The following is an 11,683-nucleotide window of genomic DNA, read 5'->3' on the forward strand; positions in this document are numbered from 1 at the left end:
CATGAGCGGGCGCCGCGCGCTGTTCGCGGCGCTCGTCCTTCTGTTCGGCGCCATTGGCGCGAAGGCGGGCTCCGAGGAGCGCGGTGCCCGCAATTTCACGCCCGAGGGGCTGGCGAGAGTCTCCGACTATATCCGGAACGAGGTCGCGACCGGGAAGATCCCGGGGGCCATTCTGCTGCTGCAGCAGCATGGCAAGCCGGTCTATTACGAGAATTTCGGCGTCCGTGATGTCGCGACGGAGATATCGATGAGCGCGGATACGATCTTCCGCCTCTATTCGATGTCGAAGCCGATCACGTCGGTGATGGCGATGATGCTGGTCGAGGAGGGTAAGCTCTCGCTCGACGATCCCGTCGCAAAATACATTCCGGCCTTTGGCGGGATGAAGGTCGGCGTCGAGAAGAAGGCCGAGGACGGCAAGGTTTCGCTGGAGCTCGAGCCGCTCAACCGCCCGGTCACGATCAAGGACTTGATGCGCCACACCGCGGGGCTGCCGTACGGTTATTACGGCGGGGAGTTGGTGAACAAGCTTTATGCCGATGCAGGTCTCTTCAACAACGGAGACTCGACCAATGCCGAGTTCGTCGCAAAGATCACCGCGCTGCCGCTCGCCGAACAGCCCGGCACGAAATGGGATTACGGCCACGCCACCGACGTGCTCGGCCGCGTCGTTGAATTGATCTCGGGAAAAACGCTGCTCCAGTTCGAGAAGGAGCGGCTGCTGGTTCCACTCGGCATGACCGAGACGGCGTTCTTCGTCGCCGATCCCGCCAAATTCCCGCGCATTGCCGAGCCGATGCCTGGAGATCGCAACATCAATCCGACGACGGAGGTTCGCGATATCAGGCGGCCCGTGAGATGGGAATCCGGTGGCGGGGGCCTCGTCGGCACGGTCGGCGACTACGCCCGTTTCACGCAGATGCTGCTCAACGGCGGCAGCTATGAGGGGCGCCGCTATCTCAAGCCCGAAACCATCGCGCAGATGGCGTCGGATCATATCGGGCCCGAGACGAAGATCGCGCGCGACCAGAACTATTATCCGGGCGGCAGTTCCGGCTTTGGTCTCGGCTTCGCCGTGCGCACGTCGGTACCGTCAGGGACATCATGGCCGCTTGGCGAATATCGCTGGGACGGCGTCGGCGGCACCTTCTTCTTCATCGATCCCGAGGACGATCTGTTCGGGATATTCATGGTGCAGACGCCGTCGCAACGCGGCCGGATTCAGCTGGCGCTGAAGACGCTGATCTATCAGGCAATGGGGCGGTGAGTCTGGTCTGCTCGTAGCCCGGATGGAGCGCAGCGCAATCCGGGACTTTCTAACCCAGCCCGAGAGATCCCGGATTACGCTGCGCTCCATCCGGGCTACGGGGCTGAATCCTACGCCCCGCGCACGATCTCTCTGATGTAGCCGATCGTCTCCTCGACCTGGGCCGCATTGACGTCGAGATGGGTGCAGGCGCGGATGCGGCCGTCCATCATGGCGAGCGTCACGCCGCGCTGGCGCAGCGCCGCGACCATCTTGTCGCCGGCAATGCCGGCACCGTCGGGCTTGAAGAACACCAGATTGGTCTCGGGCTCCTGCACCTCGACGCCCGCGATCTGCGACAGCCCGCGGGCGAGGGCGCGCGCATTGGCGTGGTCGTCGGCGAGGCGGTCGACGTGATGGTCGAGCGCGTAGATGCAGGCGGCCGCGCAGACGCCGGCCTGCCGCATCGAGCCGCCGAGACGCTGCTTCCACTGCCAGACGGCGTCGATGAAGGCGCGCGAGCCCGCAAGTACGCCGCCGATCGGCGCGCCCAGGCCCTTGGAGAAATCGATCCAGGCCGAATCCCAGCCCGCCGTCATGTCGCGCGGGGAGATGCCGCTCGCGACGGTGGCGTTGAGCAGGCGCGCGCCGTCCATGTGGGTGACGAGGCCGTGCTGCCTGGCGATCGCGACGATCTCGTCGAGGGCTGCCTTCTTCCAGATCGTGCCGCCGCCGATATTGGCGGTCTGCTCGACACTGACGACCGTCTGCGGCGGCTGGTAGCGCGTGCGCGGATGCAGCGCCTTGCGGAACGTCTCCGGCGTGAACTGGCCGTCGGGGCCCTTGAGCTGCGTGACCTGGAAGCCGCCGATCGCGGCATGCGCGCCGCCTTCGCGGGCGATGATATGCGCGGTCTCATGCGCCAGAATCTCGTCGCCGGGCCGGCAATGCACCAGCGTCGCAGTGACGTTGCACATCGTGCCCGAGGGCATATAGACCGCGGCTTCCTTGCCGAGCAGATCGGCCACGCGCTCGCACAGCGCATTCACGGTCGGATCGTCGCCGACCTGCTCGTCGCCGACTTCGGCACGCGCCATCGCCTCGCGCATCGCAGCCGTCGGCTTGGTCTGCGTGTCCGACAACAGGTTGATGCGCACCGGCGGCGCCTTGGGATCGATCTTGGGAGGCGTGTACAGCATGGCTGATCTCGTCATCTGGTCGAACAATTGCGACGTATTGCGTGCGTGTCCCGATGACCTGTACTAGCCACGAGAACGTTGAGCGACGCGCTCTCGCGCGGCGAGGAGGATGTCGTCTGACGTGCCGCCGTGAAGATATTGCAATCGGGCTGAGCAAACAGCCCCCGATATCGGCAGATCTGCTCGTCGCGGGAGAGGGCCTTCCACGCTCGAAGCTCAGCTTCAGTCGGCGCTGCCGAAAGCAGAATATTGGCGAATTGGTCGGCCATGCGAGACATCGATGGCATGCTACCAAACAAAAAGGCCCCGGAAAACCGGGGCCTTTGAATGTCGATGCTGCAATTATCAGCGCGAATAGAATTCGACGACCAGATGGGGCTCCATCTGCACCGGGAACGGCACGTCGGAGAGAGCCGGGATGCGAATGTACTTCGCGGTCATCTTGCCGTGGTCGACTTCGAGATAGTCGGGGGTGTCGCGCTCGGGGAGCTGGCTGGCTTCGAGCACGTGGGCGAGCTGCTTGGAGGCTTCCTTGACCTCGATCACGTCGCCGACCTTGAGCTGGTAGCTCGAGATGTTGACCTTGCGGCCGTTCACCTTGACGTGGCCGTGGTTGATGAACTGGCGCGCGGCGAAGATCGTCGAGACGAACTTGGCGCGGTACACGACCGCGTCGAGACGACGCTCCAGGAGGCCGATCAGGTTCTCGCCGGTGTCACCCTTGAGGCGGCTCGCCTCGACATAGATGCCGTGGAACTGACGCTCGGAGATGTTGGCGTAGTAGCCCTTCAGCTTCTGCTTGGCGCGCAGCTGCACGCCGAAGTCGGAGAGCTTGCCCTTGCGGCGCTGGCCGTGCTGGCCGGGGCCATATTCGCGGCGGTTGACGGGGCTCTTCGGGCGGCCCCAGATGTTCTGGCCCATACGGCGATCGAGTTTGTACTTCGCCTCACTGCGCTTAGTCATCGCGTCCTCTTCGGTTGCATGGTTTGAGGAAACGCGCCCTCCTGTGTGACGGGCTAGCCCGGCACTGACAGGTCCGATCCCCAAAGCTTAAGGGACAGGACCACGGGTCGCGAAACGCTTCGCGGGCCGAAATCGGCCCGCGAGCAGGCGGCTTTTAGGGGAGTTTGGGGTTCGCTGTCAATGCGAATGGCCCGGAATCACGTCCCGACCGCCCGGATCGGCTTTGACCCGGCCGCACGCAATTCGGCAGCGATTTCAGTGTTCAGGACCTGTTCCAGCCGGGTCAGGACCCGGGCTATGGGGGCAGCGTCGGTGACCCGGTGGTCCCAGCGGATCACGACATGGATGGTCTGGTCGGGCTCGACCACTCCATAGCTCACGATGAACGGGCCGGGGGTGACCGGATGCAGCTCGCCGCCGCCATAGGCGGCCACCGAGCTCACCGCGAAACTGCCGAACCAGTTGCCGCGTTGCCGGCCGAAATTCAGCCCGATTGCCCAGGACAGGCGCCGCAGCGGCCAGGGCAGGCGGGTCGCCCGCATGATCTTGCGGAACATCGGGACGTCGTCGATCGGCGCCGTCTTGGCGCGCCGGATCTCGGCATCGACCGCAGCCAGCGTCATGACCTCAGGCGCCGCGATTCGCTGCGGCATCACGCATTCCTCGCCATCCTCGATCCGGGCAATGGCCACCAGCGCTACGCTCTTCGGCAGCTCGTAGAGCATCGGCCAGGGCCATTTGGCGTAGACGGTGCGCAGCACCGGCTCGTCCCTGGCGACCAGGGCGAAGGCCTTGACGAACATCGCGGCCCAGCCGGCGGGCGCCATCGCGCCGGCGCGGGCCTCCAGCAGGGGGCGGATATTGAGCGAGCGGGACAGCGAGACGAACGGCACGTCCATCGACGCGCGCATGAGGTCGCAAATCAGGCGGCGCGGCAGCGAAATGGTCTTGGGCGTCCCGCGCATCGGTTTTTCGGTTCCCGCTGATGAAAATATGTGCGGCGAGCGGGTTCCCGCTCGCCGCCCGCTCTAGCATGAAACCAACCCGCTTGGGGCCGGTCGGTTCGCCGCATCAGGGCGCCGGCGAGGCCAGCGGCTTGGTCTTGTCGACGACGTAAACGCCGAGCACTTTCATAGCCTTATCGCCGTGAGCCTTGGCGTCGTGCACGACGCCCGCCGGGATCTGGTAGGAATCACCGGCTTTCAGGGTTTTCTCCGGCTGACCGTCGATGAGGAGATTGAGCTCCCCTTCGAGCACGTAGCCGGTCTCGATTCCCGGATGGGTATGGCGTCCGGCCGAGCCGCCCGCCGGGACCTCGGCGATGGCGGTGATGGTGTTGTAGCCGTCGGGAAATTCGACCTTCTGCAAGGGGGTCCGCTTGATACCGGTCTGCTGGGCGAAGGCCGCAACGGCAAGGCCGGTGAAGGCGAGAGCGAGCAAAGTCTTTTTGAGCATGGTTTTTCCTCCCTGGAACGGCCGACCCTAGCAGCGCCGCTGTTCCCGGCAAGGTGGCAATCGGCCTGTTCAGCGCTTGATGCCGTCGAACGCGGCCATGATACCGCGCTGGAACAGCGACCAGTCGAAGCCGAGTGCGATTGCGCGGTAGCCGCGGTCGACCAGGGCGTTGGCCTGGTCGGCGGTGCGGGCGACGCCGCCGATCGGCACGCCGCTTCTGAGGATGCCGGCTTCGGCGCGGGCGACCAGCTCCAGCAATTCCGGATCGTCCATCTGGCCGCGCTTGTTGATGGATGTCGCAAGATCGCCGGGCCCGATCACCGCGACGTCGATGCCCGGCGTCGCCATGATCTCGTCGATGCGGTTGACGGCCTCGACATGCTCGATGGTGATCATGCAGATCATCTCGTCGTCGGCCGACGCCATGTAATCCGGCATCGACTGGCCCCAGCGAAACGGCGCGTGGAACGGACCCCAGAGACGATCGCCGCGCGGCGGATAGCGCACGCTGCGCACCGCCTTCTCGGCATCAGTGCGGTTGGTGATCATCGGAAAGTTGATGCCGAAGGCGCCGATGTCCATCGGCGCTTTCGCAAGCCACGGCTCGTTCGCCGCGATCCGCACCAGGGGCGTGCACGGCGTGCCGGTCGTCGCCGCGATCATCGCATGCGCTTCGGTGAGCCCGATCGGGCCATGCTCGAGATCGACGATGATCCAGTCGAGCGAGCGCGCCATGATCTGCACCAGCTGCACGCTCGGGATGGTTGCGATCGCGCCGAAGGCGGGGCGGCCTTCGCTCCACAATTGGCGGAGGCGATTGAGCGGCATTGCGGGGACCGGCATGGGAAAACCTGCGAAGAGATGACGACGGCGAAGCCTAGCAGCGCGCCGTCGCGGCGCAAGGTCAGGCCACTGCGCGGCCGCCGAAGAACGGCGTCAGCGTGGCATTGAGGCCATGCACGCGGTTCGAGGTAAAGATCATCTCGGCGCCGGGCTGCGCGATGCCGCCGCTGTGCCGGCCGAGCAGATCCGAGACGCGGCGGGCAATGGCGGGGGCCGGGTCGATCCATTCGACCGGCCAGGGCGCCAGATTCTTCATCCGGTCGAGCAGCAGCGGATAATGCGTGCATGCGAGCACGACCGTGTCGGTGCGCGACGTTGCGTCGGCCGCATCGCCGACGAAGCAGGGCGCAAGCTCGGCGAGGATATCGCCGTCGCTGATCGGATGGCCGCCGAGCTCCGCTTCAGCCAGCGAGGCCAGCTCGGGCGAGCCCACCAGCGTCACCTCACAGCCCTGCGCAAAGTCGCGGATCAGGGCCTTGGTGTATTCGCGCTTCACCGTGCCCTTGGTGCCGAGCACCGAGACGCGGCGGGTCTTCGACTGCGCGCAGGCCGGCTTGATCGCCGGCACCGTGCCGACGAAGGGCAGGGAATAAGCGGTGCGCAAGTGAGATAGGACCAAAGTGGACGCCGTGTTGCAGGCGATGACGGCAAGGTCAGGATCATGCGTGCCGATCAGCTCACCCATCAGCGGCACGACGCGGGCGATGATCTCGTCCTCGCTGTGGTGGCCATAGGGGAAGAAGGCGTCGTCGGCCACGTAGACGTAATGCGCGTCCGGGCGCGCGGCCACGACCTCACGGAGCACCGTGAGCCCGCCAAGGCCGGAATCGAACACCAGGATCGTCGGGGAGTCTGTCACGTCGTTACCCTAGCCCGTCATGGTTACCATTCGGTTTTTGGGGCGGTTTTGCGGCTGGGCCGTCCGGCGCCAGTTTGGAACGATTCAATTTCACGATTGCCGTATGTTCCCGCTATCAGCAGGGATGTTGCAGTGCGGACGGGGCCATATCCGCAAAATTCCGGGGAGCCGACATGATCAGAAACACCGGTAACGGCTGGGGCAGCGTCTCCCGCTGGCTGCACTGGGTCTTGGCGCTGGCCATTATCGGCATGATCGGCTTCGGCTGGTGGATGAACCACATCCCCGCGCGCCCCGACCGCTTCTTCTACCGTTCGATCCATGCCGACATCGGTTATCTGATCCTGCTGCTCACGGTGCTGCGGCTGGCCTGGCGCGCTATCAACCCGACGCCGGCCATGCCCCCCGAGACATCGCGCTGGCAGAAGATCGCCGCCCATGTCAGCCACGGCGCGCTCTATCTCGTCGTGATCGTGGTCGCGATGCTGGGCTGGGCGCATTCCGGTGCGCGCACGCCCAATTACTCGGACTTCTTCGGCCTGTTCAACGTGCCGCAATTCACCTCTCCGGACAAAGCGGCGGCTGGGGCCTATGAGGACCGTCACATCCTCTTTGCCTATGTGCTGCTCGCCCTGATCGTGGTTCACGTCGCCGCCGCCCTCTGGCACCACTTCATCCGCCGCGACCGCGTGGTGGCGCGGATGGTGACGGACGAGGTGGGGTAGGCTCGGTCTCTCCACATCGTCATTGCGAGCGCAGCGAAGCAATCCAGAATCTTTCCGTTGAGTCAGCCTGGATTGCTTCGCTGCGCTCGCAATGACGGAGTATGATGCAGCATCACGAAAAACACACGCGGCGCAATCGCCGGAGTCATTTGCCAAGGAGACGCCATGCTCACTGTTCACCATCTCGGCAAGTCGCAGTCCGAGCGCATCGTCTGGCTGTGCGAAGAGCTTGATATCCCCTACGAGCTGAAGCGCTATGCGCGCGATTCCATGACGATGCTGGCGCCGCCCGACTACAAGGCGCTGCACCCGATCGGGGCGGCGCCCGTCATCACCGACGGCGATCTCGTGCTCGCGGAATCGGGTGCCGTGGTCGACTACATCGTTGCAAAATATGGCAACGGCCGACTCGTGCTCGGTCCCAATGATCCCGCCTTCGCGCAATTTCTGTACTGGCTTCATTTCGCCAATGGCACCCTGCAACCCGGCATGGGGCGGATGATGATCCTGAGCCGGCTCGATCTCGCCAAGGACAATCGGACCCTGCTCGCAATGAAGGGACGCCTCGATCGGGCCTACGATCTTCTCGACGCAAGGCTTGGCGAGGCCGAGTATCTTGCGGGCAGCGCTTTCACGACCGCCGATATCATGACGGTGTTTTCGCTCACCACGATGCGCTACTTCCAGCCCTATGATCTCCAGCGCTGTCCGAATGTAATGAAGTATCTCGGCCGCATTGGGGAGCGAGCGGCCTACCGGCGCGCGATGGAGAAGGGCGATCCGGGCATGGCGCTGCTCCTGAGCTGAGCCGCGATCACGCAATCCGGTTGGTGGTGGGCGCGCGTGCCGCGTTGAGCTGCTTCTGCAGGCGGTCGATGTTTTGCAGCAGGCGCTGGCTGGTCAGCACCAGGAAGTAATAGCCGAACTGCGGATCCTGGAAGTAGATCTCGAGCAGGCGGTCATAGGTGATCGTCAGCACCTGGCCGTCCTCGATGCATTCGATCGTTCCGGTGCGGCGGTTGTCCGGCGTAAGGAAGCCGAGCTCTCCCATCAGCGCGCCGGGCCCGATCTCGACACTGATCTCCTTGACGAGGAACTTGCCGGTGACCGTGAGGAGCATCTCCTTGGCGGGATCGCCCAGTTTGAACAGCGTGTCGCCACGGCGATATTTGCGTTCGGTCATGAACGGCTTGAGCCACTCGATCGACATGTCGCCCTCGGCGGCATGTCGCGCCTTCTTGACCAGCTTGAGCATCTGCCGCAGGCGCAGGGCGTTGATCGGTAGCAGCAGCAGATAGAGCAGGAACGTCGAGACGTTGGCGGAGAGCGCGCCGAAGACCGCAAAGAAGGCGCAGCCGACCATGTTGGCGACGCGCAGGGGCACCATCGTCCGCATCAGGAGGGTGGCGACGAAGAAGCCGGCGCCGACCGCGGCGAACATATTGGCGAGCGTGATGTTGCTGACGAAGATCTCCAGCATCCGATTGAAGATCGCGTCATAGGTGACATTGTTGGGATCGAGGCCCATCTGGACCAGGATCTTTGCGATCCTTAGATTGTCCGTCGCCGCATCGAGAATGCGGTCGAGGATCGACGAGATGTCTGCGCTGCCGGACGGCATGGTACTAACCCCGCGTAAGGCCTTCAGTCCTGGTCGGTATGCTCGACATATAGCCGAAATCGAATGACGACCGCCTGAAATGAAGCCTTCGGCCGCCACGCCGCAAGAGGCAAATTTTAGCCTGATCGGGCGTTTCGGCAATTGCCCGCCGGTTGTGCGTATGGCTCGGCGCGGCTCGTGATTCGGCACCCCCAGGGGTGGGGTTTCGCCGCCGTGGACCGACCTTGGCGCCCGATGCGGCGGGTCCGGGCCGATCTCCGCCTCAGGGTTTGGCGGCGGGCTGGATCACCTGCTGCTCGACGAGGCCAAGGTGCCCCGGCAGCGAGCCGGCGCGCAGCATCATGGCGACGCTGCTCGCTTCTTCCAGGGTGAAATTGCCCGAGATCTGGCCGGAGCCGCCGGTGATGGGCTCGCGGATCACGGGAGCGGAAATCACCTGGCCGTCGAGCACGATGGCAAAGGGCTTTCCGATGTTCTCCTCGGTGATGTGGGCAAAGCGCCGCGTGCCGCGGCCATTGAAGCGGAACGTGGCGATCGGGTCCTTGGTGCCGCTCGCAAAGCCCGGGCCCGCATAGCTGATGTCGTCGCCATCGAGTGCGCTGTCCCTGGCGACCAGATAGGGGCGCTTGTCCTTGAAGCCGAACAGGACCTCGGAGCCCGCAGGCGGCGTACCCAGCCCGGCCTGTTCCGCGGGCATCGAGAGGTCGACCAGGCGGAAGCTGACCTTGACCTTCGTGGCGAAGATCAAGGTCACGCGCTCGGACTCCATCATGCCAGGCAAGAAGATGCGGATGCGGTCCGTCCCGTCAGGCTGGACGCTGGCGAGCCTGATGCCGGCATCCTTGAGGCGTTGCTCGATCATGGCGATGCTGTCTTCGACGAGCTCATGCAGCCCCGTGGCGGCTGCGGCATCGGTCGGCTTGAGCCTGACCAGTCCGTCGCCGCCGTCGGTCACTGCGAGTGCATGCGATGGCAATCCCTCCGCGGCCGAGGCGAGCTTGCGCTTCAGCTCGTCGCGGCCCTTGGTGTCCGCGATCTTCACCTCAACGCCGCCGTCACGGATCGCGAGACCGGAAAAGGCGACCTTGCCCTCGCGCAGGGTCTTGTAGACGTCGTCCCGCAAGTCCGTGACGACGTTCTCGCGCAAGCCGTCGGTGTCCACCTTGTAGATGATGCGCGAGCCGCCCAGCTTCTCCATCTTGTCGCCGATGAAGGCGGCGATCCTGGCGCGCATCTTGTCGAGCTGGCTGTCCTCGGCGAGCGCCGCGCGGGGCAGGGTTATCGCCGCGACGATGGCGAGCGCGGCGATCAGCCGAGTGGCGCGGTGCCGCAGGGGCGTGGTCATGATCACCTCAAGTCTTGCGGCAGGACGCTGGCAGGCGGGCCCAATGCCTGTTCTTGGTCCCCCGATCGGGCGCGGAGGTTCAAAGGCGTCACAGCCCGGCGCTACCATCGTAACCGTTGGACCATGGACGAACGTCCGATCATGCATCATTCTGTCCGCGCTCGGCCGGCCAATCGGTCGAGGCCTCGCCGAACCAAAATGTCAAAAGACAGGGGGCGGGGAAGTGCATCTGAGGGAGGACGAAATTTCATGGCGGGCATCCACGCGCTCGATCGGCTGATCGGCAACGACTATCCGGAATTGGCGACCGACGAAGAGGTGCGGGCCTTCGAGCAGGTCCCTTACGCGGACCGCGTCGCGGCCGAGAGCACCTATGATGCGATCAGGCTCGGTGCTGAGCGCAATCCCGACGGCGCGGCGATCCAGTTCCTGCAAAACGCCGATCCGGCAGACACGCCGCTGGTGGTGACCCATCGCGATTTCATCGGCCGCGTCACGCAGGCCGCCAACATGTTTCACGCGCTCGGTGTCGAGAAGGGTGACGTCGTCAGCTTCATGCTGCCGCTGGTGCCGGATGCCTTCGTCACGCTGTTCGGCGCGGAAGCCGCCGGCATCGCCAATCCCGTCAATCCGCTGCTCGAGCCGCACCAGATCGCCGAGATCCTGGAGGCCGCAAATACCAAGATCCTGGTGGCGCTCGGGCCGATGCCGGGCACCGACATCTGGCAGAAGGTCGAGCAGATCCGCCCGCAACTGAAACATCTCAAGGCGATCGTGCAGGTGTTCGGCGGCGGCGACCCCGCCAAGGGCATCTTTGCTTTCAATGATCTGATCAAGCAGCAGCCCTCCGACCGGCTTGTCAGCGGGCGCAAGATTCTCGGCAGCGACATCGCCGCCTATTTCCACACCGGCGGCACCACCGGTACGCCGAAGCTGGTGCGGCACACCCATGCCAACCAGGTCTATCAGGCCTGGGCGCTCAATCTGCTGCTGAAGTCGAAACCGGGCGCCAACATGCTGTTCGGCATGCCGCTGTTTCACGTCGGTGGATCGCTGACACAGGTGCTGCTGACGTTGTCGGCCGGCGGCTCGCTGGTCGTGCTCTCGCCGAGCGGCTGGCGCAATCCGAATTCAGTGAAGAACATCTGGGGGCTGGTCGAGCGCTTCAAGCCCGAGGCGCTGTCGAGCGTGCCGACGGTGCTGGCCGCAACGCTTGCGGTGCCGCCGGGCACTGCCGACATCTCCAGCTTGAAATATGCCGCAGGCGGCGGCTCGGCGATCCCTGTCGCCGTCGGTTCGGCGATCCAGGAGAAGCTCAAGCTGCCGGTGGTCGAGGTCTACGGCATGACCGAGACATCGAGCGTGCACACGCTGGCCTATCCCAGCCGGCCGATCCGGCTCGGCTCGGTCGGCCTGCCGATGCCCTA

At 64.7% G+C, this 11,683-nt stretch carries 12 protein-coding genes; 4 read left to right on the plus strand and 8 right to left on the minus strand.

What is annotated here, in order from left to right:
• The first annotated feature begins 1 nt into the window (after position 1).
• Positions 2-1,267 (plus strand): serine hydrolase domain-containing protein, encoded by a 1,266-nt coding sequence (locus PMI42_RS25500; protein ID WP_008139432.1) that lies wholly within the window; start codon positions 2-4, stop codon positions 1,265-1,267.
• A gap of 110 nt (positions 1,268-1,377) precedes the next feature.
• Here the strand turns inward: PMI42_RS25500 and PMI42_RS25505 are convergent, their stop codons facing one another.
• From PMI42_RS25505 to murI, 6 genes are all read right to left on the minus strand, one after another.
• Entirely contained in the window at positions 1,378-2,445 is a 1,068-nt protein-coding gene (locus tag PMI42_RS25505; protein WP_008139435.1) for a threonine aldolase family protein, read from the minus strand.
• Positions 2,446-2,790: 345 nt separating this feature from the next.
• On the minus strand, positions 2,791-3,408 hold the full coding sequence (gene rpsD, locus PMI42_RS25510) for a 30S ribosomal protein S4 (RefSeq protein WP_008139436.1): 618 nt from the start codon (positions 3,406-3,408) through the stop codon (positions 2,791-2,793).
• Positions 3,409-3,605: 197 nt separating this feature from the next.
• On the minus strand, positions 3,606-4,373 hold the full coding sequence (locus PMI42_RS25515) for a hypothetical protein (RefSeq protein ID WP_008139439.1): 768 nt from the start codon (positions 4,371-4,373) through the stop codon (positions 3,606-3,608).
• A gap of 106 nt (positions 4,374-4,479) precedes the next feature.
• On the minus strand, positions 4,480-4,863 hold the full coding sequence (locus PMI42_RS25520; protein WP_008139440.1) for a cupin domain-containing protein: 384 nt from the start codon (positions 4,861-4,863) through the stop codon (positions 4,480-4,482).
• 69 nt (positions 4,864-4,932) lie between these two features.
• Positions 4,933-5,706, minus strand: a complete 774-nt coding sequence (locus tag PMI42_RS25525; protein ID WP_008139441.1) for an HpcH/HpaI aldolase family protein — start codon at positions 5,704-5,706, stop codon at positions 4,933-4,935.
• Between the two features lie 61 nt (positions 5,707-5,767).
• Positions 5,768-6,565: a glutamate racemase gene (gene murI / locus PMI42_RS25530; RefSeq protein WP_008139442.1), complete on the minus strand. Its 798-nt coding sequence runs from the start codon at positions 6,563-6,565 to the stop codon at positions 5,768-5,770.
• A gap of 173 nt (positions 6,566-6,738) precedes the next feature.
• On the opposite strand from murI, the gene PMI42_RS25535 reads away from it, so the two are divergent.
• Positions 6,739-7,290: a cytochrome b gene (locus PMI42_RS25535; RefSeq protein ID WP_008139444.1), complete on the plus strand. Its 552-nt coding sequence runs from the start codon at positions 6,739-6,741 to the stop codon at positions 7,288-7,290.
• Positions 7,291-7,455: 165 nt separating this feature from the next.
• Positions 7,456-8,097 (plus strand): glutathione S-transferase family protein, encoded by a 642-nt coding sequence (locus tag PMI42_RS25540; protein ID WP_008139446.1) that lies wholly within the window; start codon positions 7,456-7,458, stop codon positions 8,095-8,097.
• Positions 8,098-8,104: 7 nt separating this feature from the next.
• On the opposite strand, the gene PMI42_RS25545 is transcribed toward PMI42_RS25540, so the two are convergent.
• Complete coding sequence (locus PMI42_RS25545; RefSeq protein WP_008139448.1) at positions 8,105-8,911, minus strand: Crp/Fnr family transcriptional regulator; 807 nt, start codon at positions 8,909-8,911, stop codon at positions 8,105-8,107.
• A 262-nt stretch (positions 8,912-9,173) separates the two neighbouring features.
• Positions 9,174-10,256 (minus strand): SecDF P1 head subdomain-containing protein, encoded by a 1,083-nt coding sequence (locus tag PMI42_RS25550; RefSeq protein WP_008139449.1) that lies wholly within the window; start codon positions 10,254-10,256, stop codon positions 9,174-9,176.
• A 249-nt stretch (positions 10,257-10,505) separates the two neighbouring features.
• Here PMI42_RS25550 and PMI42_RS25555 point away from each other — a divergent pair.
• On the plus strand, positions 10,506-11,683 hold a 1,178-nt coding region (locus tag PMI42_RS25555), incomplete at its 3' end, for an AMP-binding protein (protein ID WP_008139451.1).

The sequence above is a fragment of the Bradyrhizobium sp. YR681 genome (assembly GCF_000282615.1).
Taxonomy (GTDB): domain Bacteria; phylum Pseudomonadota; class Alphaproteobacteria; order Rhizobiales; family Xanthobacteraceae; genus Bradyrhizobium.

Coding starts and splice junctions, on each gene's coding strand:
- PMI42_RS25525 (WP_008139441.1), bottom strand. CDS start 5,706: ATGCCGGTCCCCGCAATGCCGCTCAATCGCCTCCGCCAATTGTGGAGC.
- PMI42_RS25540 (WP_008139446.1), top strand. CDS start 7,456: ATGCTCACTGTTCACCATCTCGGCAAGTCGCAGTCCGAGCGCATCGTC.
- PMI42_RS25515 (WP_008139439.1), bottom strand. CDS start 4,373: ATGCGCGGGACGCCCAAGACCATTTCGCTGCCGCGCCGCCTGATTTGC.
- PMI42_RS25545 (WP_008139448.1), bottom strand. CDS start 8,911: ATGCCGTCCGGCAGCGCAGACATCTCGTCGATCCTCGACCGCATTCTC.
- PMI42_RS25505 (WP_008139435.1), bottom strand. CDS start 2,445: ATGCTGTACACGCCTCCCAAGATCGATCCCAAGGCGCCGCCGGTGCGC.
- PMI42_RS25520 (WP_008139440.1), bottom strand. CDS start 4,863: ATGCTCAAAAAGACTTTGCTCGCTCTCGCCTTCACCGGCCTTGCCGTT.
- PMI42_RS25500 (WP_008139432.1), top strand. CDS start 2: ATGAGCGGGCGCCGCGCGCTGTTCGCGGCGCTCGTCCTTCTGTTCGGC.
- PMI42_RS25535 (WP_008139444.1), top strand. CDS start 6,739: ATGATCAGAAACACCGGTAACGGCTGGGGCAGCGTCTCCCGCTGGCTG.
- PMI42_RS25550 (WP_008139449.1), bottom strand. CDS start 10,256: ATGACCACGCCCCTGCGGCACCGCGCCACTCGGCTGATCGCCGCGCTC.
- rpsD (WP_008139436.1), bottom strand. CDS start 3,408: ATGACTAAGCGCAGTGAGGCGAAGTACAAACTCGATCGCCGTATGGGC.